The organism is Dysgonomonas sp. 216 (genome assembly GCF_010501065.1).
Taxonomy (GTDB): domain Bacteria; phylum Bacteroidota; class Bacteroidia; order Bacteroidales; family Dysgonomonadaceae; genus QVMM01.
On sequence record NZ_QVMM01000018.1, the window covers coordinates 1 to 23,405 of the forward strand.

The window sequence follows — 23,405 nt, forward strand, 5'->3', positions numbered from 1 at the left end:
TTTGGGTGGGAGAGTAGGTAGCCGCCACTTATATAATAAAGCCTCGTATTATTTATTTAATACGGGGCTTTGTTCTGTTTAATAGTTACCTAATTGAATCAATGAATGAAAGACATACTGAGAGGCGGATAAGGTCTATAAATTAGGTTTAAAGAGAATATTTCATTTTGTACATATCAAATCCTTGTGCCCAATAGTCTTTCTGAATTTCAATTAATACAAATCCGTTTTTTTCGTAAAACAAATAAGCATGTTGTGATGTACGAACTAGAATATTCTCAACAGTACTCATCGATTTTAGAATATTTAATCTGTAATCCAAAAGCATCTTTCCGAATCCTTGTCCCTGATATATTGGAGAGATAAAATCCCAACTTATTTTGGCTGTTTTATACTCGTTCTCGAAATTAATACCTCCGCTACCTATAATATTATTTTCATATTCAATAACAAAATATTGCTCAATTTCATTATCGAGATAGTATTCGAAATCTTTGACTTCGGATTCGTCAAAAAATTGTGGTATGTTTTGTTCCAGAATGCCCACTAATGTTTCTTTATACTCCTTCCGATAGCTTTTTATTAACATATATTTGATATCTAATGTTATAGACGAAAAAAGCGGGGCTGTTTATAACAACTCCGCTCTTTCAAATACAAAAATTTGTATTTATTTTTTTGAATCTTCGATAGATACTTTACGGAATTCTTTCAAAGATTTTTCGATAGCTAAAGATGCTTTTCTGGCACGAGTTCCAGCAGCTTTGTTTCCGTTTTCAGCTTGTGCAGTTGCGTCTTTAGTAAATTCTGTAATCAATTGGTTCAAGTTTGCTAATAATTCTTTCATAGTTGTAAGTATTTAGTGAAAATAATTTTTGACAAAGATAAATTTGATTTTAATAATACCACAATTTTTTGGATTTATTTTAACGAAATAGTGACTTTTTTTATATCTGAGTCGCTTTTATAGCTAAAAACTATCTTATATAGCCATATTATCGATTGCTTGCTCTATATCTTTAATGATATCGTCTACATTTTCGATTCCTACCGACAGACGAATAAGATCGGGGGCAACACCGGCACTTACCAGTTGTTCGTCGGTCAATTGGCGATGCGTATGGCTTGCCGGATGTAAAACGCATGTACGGGCATCGGCAACATGTGTTACTATGGCAACCAGCTTAAGATTATCCATAAACTGTACAGAAACATCGCGCCCGCCTTTAAGCCCGAAGGTCATAACTCCGCATGTGCCGTTGGGCATATATTTTTCGGCAAGTTCGTAGTATTTATTTCCTTTTAGTTTGGGATAATTAACCCAAGCTATTTCGGGTCTCGATTGTAAATATTCTGCAACTTTCAGAGCATTTTCACAATGGCGCGGAACTCGCAGGTGTAGGGTTTCGAGACCTATATTCAGCAAAAAGGCATTCATAGGCGAGGGTATGGAACCTAAATCGCGCATCAACTGTACTGTTGCTTTTGTTATATATGCGTTTTTCCCGAATGATTTAGTATATGTTAATCCGTGATACGATTCATCGGGCTGGGTTAATCCCGGGAATTTATCGGATTGAGCATCCCAATCGAAATTACCACTATCTACAATAGCGCCTCCAACACTGGTTGCGTGTCCGTCCATATATTTGGTAGTGGAATGAATAATAATATCGGCGCCCCAATCGAAAGGGTTACAATTTATTGGGGTAGGGAATGTATTATCTACTATTAAAGGAACTCCCTGATTGTGTGCAATACGGGCAAATTTTTCTATATCAAGTACATTCATTGCCGGATTCGAAATTGATTCGGCAAACAAAGCCTTTGTATTTGGTTGAAATGCTTTAGCTATTTCTTCGTCCGAAGCATCCTGATTGACAAAAGTAACGTCAATACCCAGCTTTTTTAATGTTACGGCAAATAAATTGTATGTACCGCCATAAATGGCCGAAGCGCTTACAAAATGATCGCCTGCCGAACAAATATTAAATAGTGCATAAAAAGTAGCCGCCTGTCCCGACGATGTTAGCATTGCAGCAACTCCACCCTCTAATTGAGCTATTTTAGATGCAACAGCATCGTTTGTTGGGTTCTGTAAACGTGTGTAGAAGTAACCACTGTCTTCGAGGTCGAAAAGACGCCCCATTTGCTCGCTGGTTTCATACTTAAATGTTGTACTTTGGTAAATGGGCAGTACTCGTGGTTCTCCTTTTTTAGGCGTCCAGCCAGCCTGAACGCATATTGTTTCTAAATGCTTTTTATCTTTTTTCACCGTTTTATGTTCTTTAATGGTTTATCAATCTGTTATTTTAAATAATTCTTTTGCATTTTGGGTTGTTTTATCAGCAACATATTCGGGTGGCATTTCATAAATTTCAGCCAACTTATCTATAACGTATGTTGTATAAGAAGGTTCGTTGCGTTTACCCCGATTAGGAACCGGAGCTAGATAAGGTGCATCGGTTTCTACTACAATACGCGATAAATCGGTAGATTTTAATATTGCAGATAGTCCGGAGTTCTTAAACGTAACAACACCATTAACTCCAATATAGAAGTTGTGGAGTTTCAATACCTCTGCCAAATCGCCTTCGTTTCCTCCAAAGCTATGGAATACGCCTCTAAGGTTCGATGCGCCAACGTTATTTATACAGTTGATAACTTCGGATATTGCGTCTCTTGAGTGAATAGACACAGGTAAATTATACTCGATACTCCACCTGAGTTGTTCTTCAAAAGCTTTTTTTTGTTCTTCTATCAGCGATTTATCCCAATATAAATCGAGACCTATTTCCCCAACTCCGATATAACTATTTTGCGAAAACTGCTGTTTTATCTTTTCCAAATCTTTTTTCCAGTCCAAAGTAACGCTTGTAGGGTGTAATCCCATCATAGGTAAACATACTTCGGGATATTCTGTTGCCAGAACGTTAACGCGCTCTATTGTTTCGACATCAATATTGGGCAAAATAATTTTTACGATACCTTTTTCTCCGGCTCTGGCAATAACATTACTTATATCGTCGTCAAAATCGGGTTGGAATATATGGGTGTGGGTATCTATAATTTTCATTTCTTTTTACGATTGGCGGTATAGCAAACTTTCGGCTAATGCTTTTAGTTCAACTTTTCTCGAATCTTCTACGCCTACTTTGTCTAAGCATTCGATTCCTTTCCGATAATATTCGTGAATAAGTTTTTCGGAAATCTCTTTCAAGTTTAAGCCGTTATAAATAGATCTGACAGCCTGAATTTTTTCCTGAGGGTTTTCTCTGCCTTTGTCGAACCAACTCAACAGCTCTTCTTTTTTGTCGCTTAAAAGTACATTGATTGACAGGAATGTTTTTTTATTGCACAAAATATCGCCTCCTATCTTTTTCCCGAAAGTTTCAGGATTACCATATACGTCGAGCAAATCGTCCATTAATTGAAATGCCAAACCTATATTTATACCAAAATCGTATAAATATTGTGCATCTTTGTCCGAAGCTCCGGCTATAATAGCGCCTTCTTTTAACGAGCAAGCCAACAGAACTGCCGTTTTCAGGCGGATCATTTCTATATATTCGTCAACCGATACATCAATTCGTTTTTCGAATTCCATATCGTATTGCTGGCCACAACAAACCTCTAATGTTGTTTGAGTAAACAAATTCAATACTTCGGGTAAAACTTTTTTGTCTACCTTCGCTAATTCTTTATACGACTCGATAAGCATTGCGTCGCCCGATAGTATAGCTGTGTTATCGTCCCATTTTATATGAACAGTGTCTTTACCTCTTCGCATATCGGCCTTGTCCATCAAATCGTCATGAAGCAAAGTAAAGTTATGATATACTTCTATTGCGATAGCAGCAGGCAGAACTTCTTCAAAATTGCTTTTATACAGGTTATACGCCATCAGACTTAATGCAGGACGCACTCTTTTACCTCCTAAATCTAAAATGTAAGTAATAGGGTCGAATAACGATTTAGGCTTTTCCGTAAAAACTAGTTCTTCTATTCTTCGATTTATAATATCGAGAGTTTCTTGAAATTTGTACAACATTTTGCGTTTATTTCTTTTTGTTAGACTCGTTAGCAAAGGTAAGTATTTTATATATCAAAAAACCTGACAAACCTGACAGAAATTTACATTTTTCGGATATATGTTTATTGTTAATGGCTTTTTGGCTATTTACTTTATTGTATAGATAAATAAATGCTTTATAAGTTGAAAGCGGACATCTCTGTTTTTGTACAGAAAATGCCCGCTTAAACTATAAAATATTCAGATGTAATTGGCTATTAAAATTGTCCGAGTTTTATTCCTACATAAAAAGTACGGGGTAATCCGGGACCATACACATATCCGGCATCACGATCCATCCCTCTGTCAAAATCGTCCTGAAAACTATTGAATATATTTTGCATACCGGCATAAACTTGCATGTTTATACTATTATATAATTTGAAATCGTAAGCAAATTTAGCTGAGAGGTCGAAGAAATCGGGAGTATGTTTCAACACGCTTTCCTCAATATATCCGGCAAAGTGTGGAACGTACATTTTTCCTGTATATGTTCCCGATAAAGATATTGAGAATGGTTTAACGGGTTTGATTGTAGATGTAAAATAACCGTAATAATCGGGTGTGCGCAGCATTTTTCGTGTAGTAGCTTCATCGTTTTCTTCATCCCAACTTTCTTCAACTTTGTATTTGCTGCTTTGAACTGTGAAACCCGACTGAAGTTGTATCCAATTGGCAGGAATTACCTTTAACTCAAGGTTTATGCCTTTTACAGTGGCTCCGTCGCCATTCCGTCGTTCTTTTATCAGGTTTCCTTCGCTATCAGTTCCAATTTTGTCTAAAACAAATACATCGTCGAGAAGCGTATAGAATCCGTCGGCCAGAATATTAAATCCCCAGCTACCTACTTGAAATGTGTAATCGGCACTTAAATTCACACTGTGCGAATATTCAGGTTTCAAACCTTTGGCATTTTCAATAAAAGTAACTCCTCCGTTTACTGCTGTAATGTGCAAATCTTCGTCGAATGTTTGAGGGGCACGATATCCTGCTGCATAACTTGTCCGAAGGTTAAGTCCATCTATTGGTGCATAACGAAAATTTACGCGAGGACTGAATATAGCATCGTCAATCAGGTTATGTTTGTCTAAACGGGCTCCTAATAGAATAGTAAACATTTCGTTTTTCCATTCGTTTTGAATGTATCCTCCATATATACGGGTAATTTGTTTTAAATTTCTACCGTAGCCTAACATCTCGTCGTGCAGGTTGTCGTAATTAAATTCGAATCCTGTAGTAATTTGAGATGGCATAAACCAAAGTTTATCGAAACGGTATGAATATTGAGTACCGCTTGATACTGTTATATTGTCGGTATTTCCGTAAGCATCGTCATTATAACCGGCGCCATAATATGTATCACGCTTTACATTTTGGAGCGAAGTATATATATTGAAGCTATGTTTGTAATCGCGGCTAAATTTCTGATAGCTGACGCCTCCGCCATTTATATTATGGCGTGCCATTTCGGCAACTTCAACCTGATGTGGTGGTTTATCTATGCTATCGCCTCCACGACGGTATTCGTTTATTCGATGATATTCTAAAGTTATCTTGCTGAAATTGTCGGGTTTAAAATAACTGCGAAATCCAAAAGTTTCGGTATTTAAGCGTCCAAGTTCGGAGAAGTCGTCGCCATTGGCATCCCACTCTTTGCGGTCGCGAATCATTCCGAACATATATATACCCGCCTTTTGGTCTTTAGTAATCAGGCTGGTATTCATATTTACAACATTATCGGGTGTATCGCCATCTATTAACGAGAAGGTATTTGATACGGAAAACGAGTTTTGCTGTGCTTCTTTGGTTATAATATTAATTGTTCCGCCAATAGCGTTCGACCCGAACAGAGCCGAACCTCCGCCTCGTACAACTTCAACTCTGTCTATCATGTTTGCAGGTATTTGTTCTATGCCGTAAACTCCTGCTAGCGAGCTGAATATTGGTTTGCTGTCTATTAGTATCTGAGAGTAAGGGCCTTCTAGTCCGTTTATACGTACTTGCTGAAACCCGCAGTTCTGACAGTTATTTTCGACACGTAATCCCGACTGAAAATTTAATCCCTGTGCCAGATTAACCGAGTTTGTTGTCTCGAACATTTTCTGGTCAACAATTCCTACAATAACTGAAGCTTCGCGTCTTAATGTTTCGTTACGGTTAGCAGTAACTACAACTTCGTTTAAGTCGAGATTAGAAGGTTTCATCATAAAGTGAAACTCCGATGTGTTATTACTGTTTAATTCGATGGTTTCTTCCTGCGAATTATACCCTACAGTATTGAAACGTAACACATAAGTACCCGGTTTTAGGTTCTTGATGAGAAAATGCCCTGTTTCGTCGCTCGACGCCCCAATTGTAGTGTTTTTTATACCAACCGAAACATAAGGCAGGTGTTCGCCTGTTTTGGAATCTATAATATGCCCTTTTATAACAAGGCTGTTGGCTGATACCGACAGTGGCAGTAAAAGCATTAGTGATAGAAATAATTTGTGAATCATTATTAGTAGTTTTTTTTAGCAGGCACAAAAATATGTGTAATGAGTTAAAGCTGAAATCGCTAAAACAGGGTAAATGTTTCTCAAATAATACCTAAATGTAGGTATCGGAATTTTAAATTCTTTTTAGAAAGATTAATCCAGAACATTTATTTAACAAATGTGTTATTTTTAGTATAGATAATGTCTTACGCAATTATTATATATTTTCTAATATGAAGAAATACAGATTTATATTTATACTTTACTTGTGTGTTTTTCTTTTAAGCTCATGTGAAAAACATGAAGCTGCATTGCCTATTGTAGAAGTCGAAAATGTAGCAACAGGCGATTTTGAAATATATAGCAATTATGTAGGTTTAATAGAACCGTCGGGGAAGGTAGAAATACATGCGCGTGTAGAGGGCTTTTTAGAAAAGGTGACATTTCAGAATGGAAAAAGAATTGCAGCCGGACAACCGCTCTTTTATATAAACAATGCACCTTATAAAGCAAGGGTAGAGAAAGCAAAGGCTCAGTTATTGAAAGACGAGGCTGTAGAAACAAAAGCAAGGCGCGATTTGGAAAGATTACGCCCCTTGTATGAGCAAAATGCTGTGAGCCGTTTGGATTTAGACAATGCAGAGGCCGCCTTAAACGTAGCTAAAGCAACAGTGTCGATGAGTAAAGCCGACTTGGCACAAACCGAGTTGCAATTGAGCTATACGGTTGTAAGTTCTCCTTTATCGGGATATATCAGTGCTAATTATGGCGATATCGGAACTTTGGTAGGAGGTTCGGGTTCTTCGTTATTGGCAACAGTAGTAAAAAGCGATACGGTGGGCGTTAGCTTTAAACTTTCAGCTCTCGATTATTTGCGAAGCCAACGACGGAATGTACATTTAGGAGAACTTGATACTACACGGTCGTGGCAACCAACGGTAACTATAACACTAGCCGACAACTCGGTATATGCCGAGAAGGGTATAGTTGATTTCGCCGACCCGCAAGTCGACCCACATACAGGAACTTTTGGTGTTAGTGCTACTATCCCGAATCCGAATCAGATTTTGCTCCCCGGTCAGTACACACGGGTTAAATTAATGCTCGATATGATGGAGAATGTAATAATAGTTCCCCGTAAAGCAATATCGATAGAAAAAGGCGGAGCTTTTATATATGTAATACGTCCCGATAGTATTGCCGAAAAACGTTTTGTTGAAGTAGGAGCAGAGCATAACAACAATATAGTTGTAGTAAGAGGACTATCGGTTGCCGAAAAAATTGTAACCGAAGGGTTTCAGAAGCTTACACAAGGTCAGAAAGTTATACCTCGCACACGGGATGAAGAACTGAAAGTAGAGGCTCAGGAAAAAGAGAATCAAAAAAAGGAGGGACAAAAATGAAAACAGCTTTTTTTATAGATAGGCCTGTTTTCTCCACAGTCTTGTCGTTAGTTATTGTTATAGTTGGGGTAATAGGTTTGTTTTTACTCCCGATAGAACAATATCCGCAAATAACACCACCTGTTGTGAAAATCAGTGCATCTTATTCCGGAGCAAGTGCTACTACGGTTTCGCAGGCTGTGGCAACGCCAATTGAACAGGAATTGAATGGTACTCCCGGAATGATATATATGGAGTCGACCAGCTCAAATTCGGGTGGATTGTCTATTACCGTCACTTTCGATGTAAACACTAATCCCGATTTTGCAGCGGTAGAAATACAAAACCGGGTAAAATTAGCCGAATCCCGTTTGCCTGTCGAAGTTGTGCAGAATGGTATATCGGTCGAGAAGCAAACACCGGGTCAGTTGATGACAATAGCGTTGGTGTCGGACGATCCTAAATTCGATGAAATATATTTGAGTAATTACGCTACAATAAATGTAATGGATGTTATTCGCCGTATTCCCGGTATTGGGCGTGTGTCGAACATAGGCAGCCGTTATTATGGTATGCAAATTTGGGTATATCCTGACAGGATGGCAAGTTTTGGCCTTACAGTGAAGGACTTGCAGAATGCTCTTAAGGATCAGAACAGGGAGTCGGCAGCAGGAGAGCTAGGTAAGCAGCCGATGGATAATGTTGATATAACTGTACCCATTATAACCAGAGGGCGGTTATCTACTGTCGACGAATTTGAAGATATAGTAGTAAGGGCAAATAACGACGGGTCTTTTATCCGTATACGCGATGTTGCGCGTGTATCGTTAGAGGCTTCGTCGTATAATACCGAAAGTGGTTTGGATGGAGGAAACGCAACCGTATTGAGCGTTTATCTTTTGCCCGGAGCTAATGCCATTGCGGTGGCCGACGAAGTGAAAGCGGCTATGAACGAAATAGAGCGTGATTTTCCCGAAGGTGTTAGCTTTTTAATTCCGTTCGACTCTACAAATTATATAAATGAATCGATTCACGAGGTATACAAAACATTGTTCGAAGCATTGATCTTAGTGATATTGGTTGTGTTTTTTTCGCTGCAAAACTGGAGAGCCGCCATTATTCCTATAATTGCTGTACCTATATCGTTGATCGGAACTTTTGGCTTTATGCTTATTATGGGATTCTCCCTTAATATGCTGACTCTTCTAGGGTTGGTTCTGGCTATTGGTATTGTGGTTGACGATGCTATTGTTGTGGTAGAGAATGTAGAACGTATTATGCGTGAGAAAAACATGGGAGCACGTTCGGCAACACATCTGGCAATGAAGGAGCTTGTAGGAGCTCTTATAGCTACAGCTCTGGTATTGGTTGCAGTATTTATTCCTGTGAGTTTATTACCCGGAATTACAGGGTCTTTGTACAGACAGTTTTCGATAACAATAGCTGTTTCTGTTATAATTTCGGCTATTGTGGCAATAACGCTGAGTCCGGCAATGTGCGCTTTGTTGCTTCGTCCTTCCGACGAAAAGAAGGGCAAGGTTTTTACAAAAATAAATTCGTGGCTCGCTAAAGGAAATCAGAAGTACACAGGCGTATTACAAAAAGCTATACGCAATCCTCGTCGTATTTTGGCTGGGTTTGGTATGGTACTGGTATTTATATTTGTGCTAAACAGAGTTGTGCCGACTGCATTTATTCCTCAGGAAGATCAGGGTTATTTCACGGTAGAATTGGAAATGCCCGAAGGAACTACGCTTGAACGCATCCGACCTGCGACAGAACGGGCGATTGCCTATTTTAATAAACAAGAAGCTGTAGAATATGTACAAAATGTAACAGGATCGAGCCCAAGGGTAGGGAGTAATCAGAGTCGCGCTACGTTAACAGTTATATTAAAGCCTTGGAATAAAAGAAGTAAAAGTGTTGATGAAATAATAAGGGATGCTCAGAACGAATTTTATAACTATCCTCAGATAAAAGCATATATAAGCCGTCCGTCAGCCGTTCCGGGGCTTGGTTCGGCGGGTGGTGTTGAGTTTAAACTTCAAGCCCGTTCAACAGCCACATGGGACGATTTGGTTACGGCCGTTGATACTTTTATGTATTATGCCTCTCAGGAAAAAAGCATAGCAAGTGTGTCAACATCTTTGCAATCGGAGATACCCCAACTTTATTTCGATGTAGACAGAGATAAGGCTATGTTGCTGGGTGTACCTATGACCGATATATTCTCAACAATGAAGGCTTATCTGGGTTCGGTTTATGTGAACGATTTCAATATGTTTAACCGCATATATAAAGTATATATTCAGGCCGATGAACAATACAGAACATCGGCTGACGACATAAATCTGTTTTACGTGAAAACTTCGAGCGGAGCTATGGTCCCTCTTTCGTCGTTAGGCGAAGCCAGCTACACTACGGGCCCCGGAAATATAGCGAGGTTTAACATGTACACATCTGCCTCTATGCAGGCATCTCCTTCTCACGGATATAGTTCGGGGCAGGTAATGTCTGCGGTTGAGAGTTTGAAAAATAAGTATATGCCTGAGAATATAGATATTGCATGGAGTGGATTATCGTATCAGGAAAAAACAGCCAGCGGACAAACAGGCTTGATATTTACTCTTGTATTGTTGTTTGTCTTCCTGTTTCTTGCCGCCCAGTACGAAAGCTGGACTGTTCCTATAGCTGTATTGCTATCGTTACCCGTGGCTGCTTTAGGAGCATATTTAGGCATTTTTGTTCTGGGGCTCGATAATGATATTTATTTTCAGATAGGCTTGGTTACGCTTATCGGTTTGGCAGCTAAAAATGGTATATTGATAGTAGAATTTGCTAAAATTCAGGTTGATGAAGGTGCCGATCCTGTGAATGCAGCAATTAATGCGGCAAAGTTGCGTTTTCGCCCTATTTTGATGACTTCTTTAGCATTTATATTGGGTATGTTGCCTATGGTTTTAGCTTCGGGACCCGGTGCCGTAAGTCGTCATTCGATAGGTACAGGAGTATTTTTCGGGATGATTGCCGCTACTTCTATAGGGATTATAATGGTTCCGTTCTTTTTTGTAATGATATATAAAGTAAAAAACAGATTTCGTATACCCGATTTTAGTTTTAAGGATATACTGAAAAAAACAAGGAGGAGAAAATGATAAAACTCAAATATATATTGGCAGTGTGCTTGCTTTGCATTATGGGGGTGTCTTCTTGTAAAGTGGGAAGTAAGTACCATCGCCCCGAAGTTAATATGCCTCATACTTTTGACGAATTATCTGCCGATACGGCTTCGGTAGCCGATATAGGGTGGAGTACTTTGTATGGCGATACAGTATTGTGTAGTTTAATAGACAAAGCCTTGGAACACAATAAAGACGTACTTATTGCTACTGCCCGCATAAAGGAAATGATAGCAAATAAGCGCATTACATTTGCCGGAATGTTTCCCGAGCTTGGGTTGGATGTGTTGCCATACGAAAGAGAGTATACTAATTATGGAGGGAACAGCGATTCGTATACAACAGAGATACATGGTAAATTGTCGGTAGGTTGGGAACTTGATATTTGGGGAAAGTTAAGGTGGGCTAACGATGCGGGAATTGCTGCTTATATGCAGTCGGTAGAGGCTCGCAAGGCTTTACGATTAACTATAATAGCGCAAGTTGCTCAAACGTATTTCGAATTAAAAGCTCTAGATCAGGAGTTGGAGATAGTACGGCAAACACTCGATTCGCGAAAGGAAGAAGTTCATTTTGCAAAAATCAGGTACGATGGAGGTATGACATCTGAAATACCTTATCGTCAAAGCCTTCTTGAGCTGGCTAAGGCCGAAACTCATGTTCCGGAATTGGAACAGAGTATTAAACTTAAAGAGAATGACCTGTCTGTTTTGCTGGGCGAGTTTCCCCGTTATATTAGGAGGGGTGAAGTATTAAGCAGGCAATATATTCCCGAATATTTGCCGGTAGATCTTCCTTCGGCTTTGCTCGAACGTCGTCCCGATGTGCGTCAGGCCGAACAGCAATTAATTCAGGCGAATGCGAATGTAGGAGTTGCTTTTACCGAAATGTTTCCGTCGATAAAACTGACAGGAGAATATGGTGTGGAAAATTCGGAACTGACAGATTTACTGAAAAGTCCTGCATGGTTGGTTTCGGGTGCGGTTACAGGACCTATTTTCAATATGGGAAAAAATAAAGCAAAGCATAATGCTGCAAAAGCTGCTTACGAACAGGAGGTATATAATTATGAGAAAACAATTTTGAATGTTTTCGGAGAAGTGAATGGGGCAATTATTGCTTTTCGAAAAGCAAAGGAGATACACCATTCTCAAGAGGCTGTTTATAGGTCTGCTAAATCGTATCAGAATTTGGCAAGGATACAATATGTAAATGGATTTATCAGTTACTTGGACGTGCTCGATGCTCAACGACAGTTGTTTGATGCACAGGTATCGTTGAATAACGCGGTTTTGAACGAACTGCTGTCGATGGTTGCTCTTTACAAAGCTTTAGGCGGAGGTTTAGAGAAATGAAGTAATTCGCCTAATATTATTGATTAAATTATAATCAGGTACGACAAAAAATTGTAATTTTGTAAACATTACATATCCATTAATATCTTTATAACATGAAAGTATTAAAGTTTGGCGGAAAGTCGATCGCAACTACCGAGCGATTGAAGTTTGTAGCTAATATTGCTGCACAAAACAAAAAAAATATTGTTATTGTTCCTGCTATGCCCGGCATAACTGTGTTGCTTGAAGATATTTCGGATTATTTGTACAAAAAGAATCAGGAAGCTGCAAACGAAACTATAACCAAATTGCAAAAAGAACTGATGGCTATAGTAAACAGTTTGTTTGCAAATGAAAAGTCGGTTGTTGCGGCAATTGAACTTATTAATTCGAAAATAGATTATATACGCTCCTTCGGTAAAAATCTTTTCACACTGTTCGAGGAAAAAATAATTTTAGCTCAAGGAGAGCTTATAAGCAGTCATTTGTTTTATTTATATACACAGGAAAGAGGGTTGAATTCGGTAGAGTTGTCAGCACTCGATTTTATGCTGATTGATAAAAATCATGAACCTGATACCGATTTTATAAAAGAAAAACTAACAGCTTTGGTTAAAGACAAGGCTGCCGATTTATATATTACTCAGGGATATATTTGTAAAAATATTTATGGCGAGATAGATGATTTCAGAAAAGGGGGAAACGATTATTCGGCAACTCTGACCGGTGCAGCTATTGATGCCGATGAAATTCAGATTTGGACAGATGTTGAAGAGTTGAAGAATATTGACTCGTCGGTAGTAAGTAAGGCTAAAACCATAAAAGATTTAAGCTTCGACGAGGCTGCAGAATTGGCTTACTTTGGCGATAAAATATTACATCCAACAAGTATTCTTCCTGCAAAATTAGCTAATATTCCGGTAAGGATTCTTAGTGTGATGACACCCGAATCGGATGGCACTCTTATTTCGTTCGATGCCGAGAAAGGTATAATAAAAGCTGTTGCCGCAAAAGATGATATTACTGCCATAACAATAAAATCGGGGAGAATGCTTCTTGCCCATGGCTTTTTACGTCGTGTTTTTGAGGTGTTCGAACATCACGAAACCTCTATCGATATGTTAACCAGTTCGGAGGTTGGAATTTCTATTACAATTGATAATTCGCGGAATCTGGGAAATATTATTGACGATTTGAAAAAATACGGATCGGTATCGGTAAATACCAATATGACATTGGTAAGCGTTATCGGAGACATGGAGTGGAAGAATACACAAACCAAAACGAAGGTAATGAATGCAATAAAAGATCTTCCGGTATGTATGATTTCGTATGGGGGAAGTGATTACAACTTTTCTTTTCTTATCAAAAAAGATGATAAGACCAAGACGCTTAAAACATTGAACGATAATTTATTTTAATCAACCAAATATTATAACAAACAATAAATTTTTATGACTAAAGGAATTTTTCCGGTAGATAAACTAGATAAAATTGAAACACCGTTTTATTATTACGATATCGAATTATTGAAAAAAACACTCGATATAGTAAAAACCGAAACATCAAAATATGGTTACAGCCAACATTATGCAGTAAAAGCAAACGCTAATCGTACAATATTAGCAACTATAGCAGCAGCCGGATTTGGGGCCGATTGTGTTAGCGGAAATGAAGTAAAAGCTGCTATAAACGCAGGTTTTCCGGCAAGTAAAGTTGTTTTTGCAGGTGTAGGAAAAACCGATAAAGAAATAAACCTTGCTCTGGATTACGATATTTTCTGCTTCAATGTAGAATCGTTGCCCGAGCTGGAAGTAATAAACGAACTATCGGGGAAAAAGAATAAGCGCACAAAAGTAGCATTACGAATAAATCCTAATGTAGATGCACACACCCACGAATATATAACAACGGGATTGAACGAAAATAAGTTCGGGTTTAGTTTATCGTCGTTACCGAATGTAGTAAAGGTACTTAAGGAGCTTCAATATGTAGACCTTATCGGGATACATTTCCATATAGGTTCGCAAATAACCGAGGTGGAAACTTTTAAACCACTTTGTGAAAAAGTAAACGAATTGCAAACCTTTTTCGAGAAAGAAGGTTTTGACCTTACCGATATTAATGTTGGTGGCGGATTAGGGATTGATTATGACGACCCTAATGCAAATCCGATTCCCGATTTTGCCGGATATTTTGCAATTTTCAATCAGAATCTGCAACTTAAAAATAAGCAAAAGCTCCATTTCGAGTTAGGTCGTTCTATCGTTGCTCAATGTGGTTCGCTTATAGCAAGGGTTACTTATATTAAGCATGGCGAGAGCAAGCAATTTGCTATTCTTGATACAGGAATGACCGATCTTATTCGTCCTGCTTTATATCAGGCGTATCATAAAGTTGAAAATATTTCATCAAATTTACCTGAGCAAAAATACGATGTTGTTGGTCCTATTTGCGAGTCGTCGGATACGTTTGTAAAAGATTATTCTTTAAACGAATGTAAACGTGGAGATTTAATTGCTTTACGTTCGGCTGGTGCATATGGCGAAATAATGGCATCGCAATATAATTTGAGGGATATACCAAAAGCTTATTTCTCGAACAAATTGCAGGCAGAAGAATAAACTTCTGACGAAAAGTATATCGTAGAAAGTCAGGAACCTGAAAGTTCTTGACTTTCATGTTGTTATAATATAAAGAATATAATGGAACAATTTATCTTATTTTTTAAGTTCGGACCGATAGAATTTGTAATAATCTCGCTATTATTCCTGTTTTTACTCATACAGCTGTTTTTCTATATCTTCTACTATCGTAAACCGTTGAAACAGAGCTTGAAGGGTGCTGATGCGTTAGACGATGCGAATAGAAAATATCCATCGGTATCTGTTATTATAACAGCGAAAGAGGAGTCGGATAAATTAGAGGTTTTGTTGCCTGTTGTATTAAATCAAGATTACCCCGATTATGAGGTTATTGTAGTTAATAACGGGTTTACGGAAGAAACCGATACTTTACTTAAATATTTACAGAATAGTTATAAACATTTGTACCATACATTTTTACCACAACGGGCTGAAAAAGATTCGTTACGAAAAAAAATGGCATTAACTATAGGTATTAAGGCAGCAAAAAAGGATGTACTGTTGTTTACTGAGGCTAATTCGGTTCCGGTAGGCGATAAGTGGATAAAAAGCATGATGCAAGATATGACCGAAGATAAACAGGTGGTATTGGGATATTGCTTTTTCGAAAAGACAAAACGTTTTTTCGAACGTATAGCACGCTTCGATCATTTACTTTTTAGTTTGCAGTATTTATCGTTAGCCATACGGCGTAAACCTTATACAGGTGTTTCTCAGAACGTAGCATTTAGGCGCGAGTTGTTTTTTAATAATAAAGGTTTTTCAAATTTCCTGAATTACGAGCATAGCGAAGGTGTATTCCTTAATCATATAATGACTGCTGATAATACTGTGGTGGCTTTATCGGAAGATAGTTTTGTAACAACACAACTGGTTAGTGTATCGCATTGGGAAAGGTTGAGGTTGTTTCAGGCTAAGGTAAAACGATCGTTCAGAAACTTTAAGTTTGCTCCTAAGGTATTTTCAATTGAAACAGCTACCCGTTTACTATCGTATCTGTTGTTTCCGTTGTCGGTTGCATATACGGTATACACCGAAAATTGGGGAGTTTTAGGCATTTGTTGCTTTATTTTCGTTCTGCAACTAATGCTTAAAATAATATTGTTAAACAAACCGGCTAGGTATTTTCGTGCAGGCAGGTTTATTTTCTCTTTTATTATAGTCGATATATTGCAGCCTTTATACAATCTGAAGTTCAGGCTGTCGAAAGGTAGTCAGGATAATATCCGGTGAACGAACGGAATAAGCAAGGCAGTCATTACCCCCATCAAACCGATGGCTAAACCGCTTAATGCGCCTTCTATCATTCCCATTTCCATAGCTTTGGCTGTACCTACTCCGTGGGCCGATGCTCCCATAGCCAAGCCTTTGGCTACCTGACTTTCTATCCTTAACAGTTTTAGTATATAAGGCCCCACTATACCGCCAAATATACCACAGAATACAACAATTATAGCTGTTAAAGAAGGAATTCCTCCCGATTGCTCGGCAATGCTCATGGCTATTGGAGTTGTTACCGATTTTGGTTCCAGAGAAAGAATAAGGGCTTCGTCGGCTCCCATTAATTTGGCTAGTGTTATAACGCTTATGATACCTGTTAAGCTTCCTACGAATATTGAGGTAAGGATGGAAATTACATTCCCTTTCAGATACGACATTTGTTCGTATAACACGTACCCTAAAGCTACAACGGAAGGTCCTAACATGAACGAAACAAACTGACTGCCTTGTTCAAACGTTTCGTAACTTACTCCGCTAATCTTCAGAAAACCTATAATAATAGCGATTGCTATAACAAGAGGATGAAGCAAGCCAATACGGGTTTTCTTGAATATCCATTGACCGAACAAATAGCTGCCGAATATAAGAAGTAGTATAAATTCTTGCCTTTCGAATAATGCCTTCATTTTTTATGTTCCATTTTTTGTTGAACAAGGGCAACCACGGCTATAACTAATACTGTACTGACCGAACATACAACAATAATTGCAGTCCAGAATTTGCTCAGTATTCCGAATGAAGATATAAGTCCGGCTCCGGCAGGAATAAAGAATATAGCCATGTTTTTTGTAAAGGCATTTGCTACACCTTCAACATTTATAGGCGATACGACTTTTAAATATAACGAAGCAAATAGTAGGAGCATGCCAATAATGCTGCCCGGAACAAATCCTTCTATCAGATAGCTTACACATTCTCCGATAAAATAAAAAAGGAGGATGATAAAAATGCCTTTTACCATTTTCATAGCCCAATAGCCTAAATATTATTGATATTATTCTTGTTCAAATAACTCTAACCTCATTTCTTTGCCATCGAATACGGCATACGAAAATAATGTGATCCAATCTCCTAGAATAAGTATTCTTGCGGTTTGGCTTAACATCAGGTCGAGTAAAATGTGCCTGTGTCCGAATATGAAGAAATTTATATTAGGTGCTACTTGTAAATGTTTTTTTGAGAATTGTATAAGATGTTCTTTGTCTTCGCCCTGGTAGTCTATAACTCCTCCTGTTTCCCTACTATGGTTAGACCACTTGTGTGCAAAACCAACAGCCCATCTGGGGTGGATGTTTGCAAATAACTTTCGGCATAGTTTGCTGTGGAATATCTTACGAAGTATTTTGAACGATTTTGAATCGTCGCCCAAGCCATCGCCGTGAGCCATAAAGAATTTTTTACCGTATATTTCGCGCACCAAAGGTTCGGTATGAACTATCATTCCACACTCCGAACTGAGGTAATCGGTTACCCATATATCGTGGTTTCCTATAAAAAAATGCACTTCGATTCCCATATCTGTTAGTTCGCTTATTTTACCTAAAAAACGGGTAAATCCACGGGGAACTACATTTTTATATTCGAACCAGTAATCGAATATGTCGCCCAACATATATATTGCTGAAGCATCGTGTTTGATAGAGTCAAACCAACGGCACAACTTACGTTCAATTTCGTGTTCGAAAAACAAATTGTTTTTAGGGGAGGAGGGGGCCGATGCTGTGAGATGCAACCCTTCTTCTTCTTTTTTATGCGAAACCGAACCTAAATGGGTATCGGATAAAAAATAAACTTTCTTTTTTGTCACAATTTTCTTATAAAAAACCTAACTCCAGTTTTGCTTCTTCGCTCATCATATCCTTACTCCATTCGGGTTCGAATGTGAGATGAACGATTACATTTTTTACATCCTCAATGGATTCAACCTTTAACCTTACATCTTCGAGAATAAAATCAGCAGCGGGACAATTAGGAGCTGTTAAGGTCATTGTTATCTCTACATTCTGATCTTCGTTAACATCTACATTGTAAATCAGTCCCAAGTCGTATATATTTACGGGGATCTCAGGGTCGTATACCGTTTTCAGCATACGTACTATATCTTCTTCAATTTTCAATAAATCAGCCATAATACAACGTATATTACTTTGAAAAACTTTTAACTCATACAAATGTCTAAGCATTTATCTGTTTAAACTTAGAATGTAAACAATGTGTAAACATCCAAGTTCGTTCCGAGTAAAAGTTTGTACAAATTTACTAAAAAAACCATTGCATTTTACATTCAAATATATATAAAAACAAAAAACACTTACATCTCTGTAAGTGTCTCTTTTTCAATTGTCGGGATACCAGGATTCGAACCTGGGACCCCCTGCTCCCAAAGCAGGTGCGCTAACCGGACTGCGCTACATCCCGTGCTTGATTTCTCAAATGCGATGCAAAGGTACGACTATTTTTTTACGAACAAAATTTTTCTGCAAAAAAATAAATATTTTATCAATATAACCTGCAACCATACAATAAAATCAATACTTTTGTATCCGATAAATCATGATTGAAACTATACTAGAACCAAATAATATGTTTAGAGATCATACTTGTGGCGAACTAACAATTGCCGATGCAGGAAAAGAAGTAACGTTGGCCGGCTGGGTACAAAAATCCCGCAAGCTGGGAGGTGGAATAACTTTTGTCGATATACGCGACCGTTATGGAATTACCCAACTTGCTTTTTATAAAGACCAAAACGCCGATTTGTACGAAGAAGGAAATAAACTTGGACGTGAGTGGGTTATCCAGATAACAGGTATGGTTCAGGAGCGTTCGAGTAAAAATAAAAATATACCTACGGGCGATATAGAGATAGTACCTTCTGCTATAAAAGTCCTCAATACTTCGGAAGTTCCGCCTTTTACTATTGAAGATGAAACTGACGGAGGCGACGACATTCGCATGAAATACCGTTATCTCGATTTGCGCAGAAATTCAGTACGCAGCAACCTTGAATTACGCCACAAAATAGCATTCGAAACCCGAAGCTATTTAGACAAACTTAATTTTCTTGAGGTTGAAACCCCTATTCTTGTTGGTTCTACACCCGAAGGAGCACGCGATTTTGTTGTACCGTCGCGCATGAATCCCGGCGAATTTTATGCTTTGCCGCAATCGCCACAATTATTTAAGCAATTACTTATGGTTTCGGGATTCGACCGTTACTTCCAGATCGTAAAATGCTTTAGGGACGAAGATTTGAGAGCCGACAGACAACCCGAATTTACGCAAATAGACTGCGAAATGTCTTTTGTTAATCAGGAGGACGTACTGCAAACTTTTGAAGGCTTGACGAAATACCTTTTCAAAAATATAAAAGGCATCGAAGTTTCGGATTTTCCCCGTATGACCTATGCCGATGCTATGAAGTATTATGGTTCTGATAAACCCGATACTCGCTTCGAAATGAAACTGGTTGAAATAAAAGACCTGACTACCAATAAAGATTTCGTTGTATTCGACAGTTCGGAATATGTTGGAGCTATCTGTGCAAAAGGCTGTGCCGAATACACCCGCAAGCAACTGGACGAACTTACTAATTTTGTAAAACGTCCTCAAATCGGAGCGAAAGGATTAGTATATGTAAAATGCGAAAATGGAGGAGTATATAAATCTTCGGTCGACAAATTTTACAACCAGGAAGATCTGGCTAAATGGGCTGAACGTTGTGATGCAAAAGAAGGCGACCTTATACTTATTATATGTGGCGAAACCGAAAAAGCTCAGAAACAGTTATGCGAATTACGTTTGGAAATGGGCGAACGTTTAAACCTGAAAGATAAAAATGTATTTAGTTGTCTTTGGGTAGTCGACTTCCCGCTGTTGGAAAAAGACGAAGAATTGGGTCGTTTCTTTGCCAAACACCACCCGTTCACCAGTCCTGTGCCCGAAGATATTGAAAAACTAGAAACCGCACCCGAAACAGTCAGAGCCAGCGCATACGACATGGTTATAAATGGCGTAGAAGTAGGTGGCGGGTCGCTACGTATATACAACAGCGACCTTCAGAAAAAAATGTTTAAAGTTCTTGGCTTTACCGAAGAAAAAGCGCAAGCCCAGTTTGGTTTCCTAATGAATGCTTTCAAATATGGAGCACCTCCTCATGCCGGTCTTGCTTTTGGACTCGATCGACTTGTTTCGCTTTTCGCAGGACTCGACTCTATTCGCGATTGCATAGCGTTTCCTAAAAACAATTCGGGAAGAGATGTTATGACAGATGCACCTTCAGTAATAGAACAGGAACAGTTGGACGAATTATGTTTGAAAATAGATATAAAGAAGGACTGACCTTTTTTATATAAATAATACAGAGAAAGACGTCATCCATTATATTTGGAAGGCGTCTTTAGTTTTTACACACAATTAATCGATTGCAATTCTGATTACAATGGAAGACTCTTACATAATACAGATAGAAAATGCTATTCCCAGACTAAACGATATCGCATTTGCAAAGGCTGTAAACTGGACAATAAAGAAGGATGAGCATTGGGCTATAATAGGGCCTAATGGGGCAGGGAAAACACTTCTTATCGATTTGCTAACAGGTAAATATGCTTTAAAATCGGGAATTATTAATTGTAAGGATGAAACAGGGCACAATCAAAGTATTTCTACTGTTGTGAAAAGTATGGCTTTCCGAGACATATACAGTATGTCTGACCTACAAAATAGTTACTATCAGCAACGATGGAATGCGGGAGATGTACACCAAGTTCCCTTAGTGAGGGATATGTTTGGGAAAGGCATTGATAAAAGCCGACTTGATTTACTGATAGAATCGTTCTCGATTGAAGACCTGTTGGATAAAGAAATAAACCTTTTGTCGAGTGGCGAACTACGCAAGTTTTTAATCGTACGGGCTTTAATAAACCGTCCCAAGATACTTATTCTCGACAATCCTTTTATCGGGCTTGACAATAAATCGCGAGCAGTACTTAATGCGATATTTAAAAACCTTGTCGAATTCGAAGACCTCCAACTTGTATTGGTTTTATCCAACCCAAACGATATTCCTGATTTAATAACACATGTATTGCCAATCAAAGAGAAGCGCATAGGAAAAGCCTGTACTAAAAATGAATTCTTCAGCAATGAACAACAAGTATCCGAGATTTTTCCATCAATCAGCAATCTAAATATAAACGGACTAGCAGAAGCGGATACTAATAATTCAATATTCGAAAATGCTTTGATGTTCAAGAAAATCCATATAAAATATGGTAACCGAACTATTTTAAACGATGTGAACTGGACTGTAAAACGAGGAGAAAAGTGGGCCCTACTTGGCGAAAACGGGTCGGGAAAGTCAACATTACTCAGCCTTGTTTCAGGAGACAACCCACAAGCCTATGCCAACGACATTACATTGTTTGACAGAAAACGAGGTTCGGGCGAAAGCATTTGGGATATAAAAAAACATATAGGATATATTTCGCCTGAAATGCACCTGTATTATTTAAAGAATGTGCGGTGTATTGAGATCGTTGCTTCGGGCTTTTTCGATACAATTGGACTGTACCGAAAATGCAATTCCGAACAGATATTTGAAGCTGAAAAATGGATGGATATATTCGGGATAAGCTATCTTAAAAACACTTCTTTTCTGAATGTATCTACAGGGGAGCAACGATTGGTTTTATTAGCTCGTGTGTTTGTGAAAAATCCAAGCCTTTTAATTCTTGACGAACCTCTGCACGGTTTAGATGTTGGTAATAAAATAAGGGTAAAACAGATAATCGAAGAGTTCTGTAACGAAACAAAATCGCTAATATACGTAACCCATTACGAAAACGAGATACCAAGCGTGGTAGATAAACGGCTGGTTTTGAATAAGTACCAAAATAACGATAAAAAAAACTAAATTTATATCAGAAAACTCTTGCATAAAAAAGAAAAGTGACTTATCTTTGCACACGCAAAAGCGAGGTTCCGTAGCTCAACTGAATAGAGCATCTGACTACGGATCAGAAGGTTACAGGTTTGAATCCTGTCGGGATCACAAGATTAAGAAAAGCGATTACTTTAAATGTAGTCGCTTTTCTTATGTTTTAGAATCAAAAACCTCCTTGGATCAACGAAAAATTTACGAATTTTTAGAAGGTTTTTCACTGATCCGCAATTATGGCTCAACTCATTAGTAAATTAAATACTAAGATTATTAGCAATATAAAAACTTGTGTTGTGCGATTAATGCACTACAAATATTAATATATGTAAAATATTATATATTTTTGCACAATATAATGAGACGTTTTTTTGAGACAGTTGCCTTTAGATGTCAAGAACCAATAGAGAAGCACTCATATTTAGAAAATCAAATTAGTTTATATCAAAAAGTAATAATTTATGCGAAAACATTTCAAGTATGCACTCTGTGCACTGGCTGGAATTATTATGTTGTCATGTATCGATAGCGATTATGATATTGACGACATAAACACTGATTCCCATTTTAAGATTCCGACTGTTCCTTTTGGAAACATCGACACTATTTGGATAGAAACACTACCTGAAATACCTATTCCTCCAATAGAAATACCTCTTGAGGAGATGAAGGTAGCTAAAAAAGAAATTCTACCCAATATCTTCACCAAGGATATTATAGATAAATTCTTTAATGAAAATGCTAAAGAAAATGTAGTGTTTGAAGGAACAGCTGATGTTAAAATATTAACTGAAGACTCAGGATTGAATATTGAGGTAAAATTTGAAGTTGTAGACGAAAGTGGTTATGTTATTGATGCTGTGAAAATTCCGAATCAATATCTGGAGTATGGCAAAGATCAGGGTTTTAAAATGATATTTCCTCGTCAATATTTCGGGTTGATGCAAAATGCAAAAGATATAAATATCATATTTATATTGAGTGCCGAAAGAATCCATTTAACTTATAACGACTTTGTTTTCATCAAAGATATTAAACTAAAATCGGGTGGAATACATTTCGACTTCTAAACCTTTAATTCAACGATTAAC

General features: G+C 38.0%; 19 protein-coding genes and 2 tRNA genes. 10 read left to right on the plus strand and 11 right to left on the minus strand.

What is annotated here, in order from left to right:
- Nucleotides 1-148 precede the first annotated feature (148 nt).
- From D0T53_RS10445 to D0T53_RS10470, 6 genes are all read right to left on the minus strand, one after another.
- Nucleotides 149-589: a GNAT family N-acetyltransferase gene (locus tag D0T53_RS10445; RefSeq protein WP_163267631.1), complete on the minus strand. Its 441-nt coding sequence runs from the start codon at nucleotides 587-589 to the stop codon at nucleotides 149-151.
- 81 nt (nucleotides 590-670) lie between these two features.
- Entirely contained in the window at nucleotides 671-847 is a 177-nt protein-coding gene (locus tag D0T53_RS10450; protein WP_163267633.1) for a histone H1, read from the minus strand.
- A 135-nt stretch (nucleotides 848-982) separates the two neighbouring features.
- Nucleotides 983-2,275, minus strand: a complete 1,293-nt coding sequence (locus tag D0T53_RS10455) for an O-acetylhomoserine aminocarboxypropyltransferase/cysteine synthase family protein (protein ID WP_163267635.1) — start codon at nucleotides 2,273-2,275, stop codon at nucleotides 983-985.
- A gap of 24 nt (nucleotides 2,276-2,299) precedes the next feature.
- Nucleotides 2,300-3,076, minus strand: coding sequence for a TatD family hydrolase (locus tag D0T53_RS10460; RefSeq protein ID WP_163267637.1), 777 nt, complete (start codon nucleotides 3,074-3,076; stop codon nucleotides 2,300-2,302).
- Between the two features lie 6 nt (nucleotides 3,077-3,082).
- Nucleotides 3,083-4,048, minus strand: coding sequence for a polyprenyl synthetase family protein (locus D0T53_RS10465; RefSeq protein ID WP_370457820.1), 966 nt, complete (start codon nucleotides 4,046-4,048; stop codon nucleotides 3,083-3,085).
- A 242-nt stretch (nucleotides 4,049-4,290) separates the two neighbouring features.
- Nucleotides 4,291-6,570, minus strand: coding sequence for a TonB-dependent receptor (locus D0T53_RS10470; RefSeq protein ID WP_185152995.1), 2,280 nt, complete (start codon nucleotides 6,568-6,570; stop codon nucleotides 4,291-4,293).
- Between the two features lie 212 nt (nucleotides 6,571-6,782).
- On the opposite strand from D0T53_RS10470, the gene D0T53_RS10475 reads away from it, so the two are divergent.
- From D0T53_RS10475 to D0T53_RS10500, 6 genes are all read left to right on the plus strand, one after another.
- Nucleotides 6,783-7,952 carry an efflux RND transporter periplasmic adaptor subunit gene (locus D0T53_RS10475; protein ID WP_163267641.1) on the plus strand — a complete coding sequence of 390 codons (1,170 nt, stop codon included), beginning with the start codon at nucleotides 6,783-6,785 and terminating at the stop codon, nucleotides 7,950-7,952.
- On the plus strand, nucleotides 7,949-11,086 hold the full coding sequence (locus D0T53_RS10480) for an efflux RND transporter permease subunit (RefSeq protein WP_163267643.1): 3,138 nt from the start codon (nucleotides 7,949-7,951) through the stop codon (nucleotides 11,084-11,086). The genes D0T53_RS10475 and D0T53_RS10480 overlap by 4 nt, the downstream gene beginning before the upstream one ends.
- Nucleotides 11,083-12,465 carry an efflux transporter outer membrane subunit gene (locus D0T53_RS10485; protein ID WP_163267645.1) on the plus strand — a complete coding sequence of 461 codons (1,383 nt, stop codon included), beginning with the start codon at nucleotides 11,083-11,085 and terminating at the stop codon, nucleotides 12,463-12,465. Before D0T53_RS10480 ends, D0T53_RS10485 begins: the two co-directional genes overlap by 4 nt.
- 95 nt (nucleotides 12,466-12,560) lie before the next feature.
- Nucleotides 12,561-13,868: an aspartate kinase gene (locus D0T53_RS10490; RefSeq protein ID WP_163267647.1), complete on the plus strand. Its 1,308-nt coding sequence runs from the start codon at nucleotides 12,561-12,563 to the stop codon at nucleotides 13,866-13,868.
- A gap of 33 nt (nucleotides 13,869-13,901) precedes the next feature.
- On the plus strand, nucleotides 13,902-15,071 hold the full coding sequence (lysA, locus tag D0T53_RS10495; protein ID WP_163267649.1) for a diaminopimelate decarboxylase: 1,170 nt from the start codon (nucleotides 13,902-13,904) through the stop codon (nucleotides 15,069-15,071).
- A gap of 81 nt (nucleotides 15,072-15,152) precedes the next feature.
- Nucleotides 15,153-16,325, plus strand: coding sequence for a glycosyltransferase (locus tag D0T53_RS10500; protein WP_163267651.1), 1,173 nt, complete (start codon nucleotides 15,153-15,155; stop codon nucleotides 16,323-16,325).
- Here D0T53_RS10500 and D0T53_RS10505 read toward each other — a convergent pair.
- The 5 genes from D0T53_RS10505 to D0T53_RS10525 all read right to left on the minus strand — a co-directional run bounded on the left by D0T53_RS10505 (nucleotide 16,307) and on the right by D0T53_RS10525 (nucleotide 18,791).
- Nucleotides 16,307-16,999 carry an LrgB family protein gene (locus D0T53_RS10505; RefSeq protein ID WP_163267653.1) on the minus strand — a complete coding sequence of 231 codons (693 nt, stop codon included), beginning with the start codon at nucleotides 16,997-16,999 and terminating at the stop codon, nucleotides 16,307-16,309. The genes D0T53_RS10500 and D0T53_RS10505 overlap by 19 nt on opposite strands.
- Entirely contained in the window at nucleotides 16,996-17,334 is a 339-nt protein-coding gene (locus tag D0T53_RS10510) for a CidA/LrgA family protein (protein ID WP_185152996.1), read from the minus strand. Before D0T53_RS10510 ends, D0T53_RS10505 begins: the two co-directional genes overlap by 4 nt.
- 33 nt (nucleotides 17,335-17,367) lie before the next feature.
- Nucleotides 17,368-18,183 carry a UDP-2,3-diacylglucosamine diphosphatase gene (locus tag D0T53_RS10515; RefSeq protein WP_163267766.1) on the minus strand — a complete coding sequence of 272 codons (816 nt, stop codon included), beginning with the start codon at nucleotides 18,181-18,183 and terminating at the stop codon, nucleotides 17,368-17,370.
- Between the two features lie 4 nt (nucleotides 18,184-18,187).
- Nucleotides 18,188-18,502, minus strand: a complete 315-nt coding sequence (locus D0T53_RS10520) for a metal-sulfur cluster assembly factor (RefSeq protein ID WP_221411529.1) — start codon at nucleotides 18,500-18,502, stop codon at nucleotides 18,188-18,190.
- A gap of 214 nt (nucleotides 18,503-18,716) precedes the next feature.
- A tRNA-Pro gene (locus D0T53_RS10525) sits at nucleotides 18,717-18,791 on the minus strand.
- Nucleotides 18,792-18,956: 165 nt separating this feature from the next.
- On the opposite strand from D0T53_RS10525, the gene aspS reads away from it, so the two are divergent.
- From aspS to D0T53_RS10545, 4 genes are all read left to right on the plus strand, one after another.
- Nucleotides 18,957-20,714, plus strand: a complete 1,758-nt coding sequence (aspS, locus tag D0T53_RS10530; protein ID WP_163267768.1) for an aspartate--tRNA ligase — start codon at nucleotides 18,957-18,959, stop codon at nucleotides 20,712-20,714.
- 100 nt (nucleotides 20,715-20,814) lie between these two features.
- Entirely contained in the window at nucleotides 20,815-22,290 is a 1,476-nt protein-coding gene (locus D0T53_RS10535; RefSeq protein WP_163267657.1) for an ATP-binding cassette domain-containing protein, read from the plus strand.
- A gap of 64 nt (nucleotides 22,291-22,354) precedes the next feature.
- Nucleotides 22,355-22,428: transfer RNA gene (locus D0T53_RS10540), tRNA-Arg, on the plus strand.
- A gap of 347 nt (nucleotides 22,429-22,775) precedes the next feature.
- Complete coding sequence (locus D0T53_RS10545) at nucleotides 22,776-23,384, plus strand: hypothetical protein (RefSeq protein ID WP_163267659.1); 609 nt, start codon at nucleotides 22,776-22,778, stop codon at nucleotides 23,382-23,384.
- Nucleotides 23,385-23,405 lie beyond the last annotated feature (21 nt).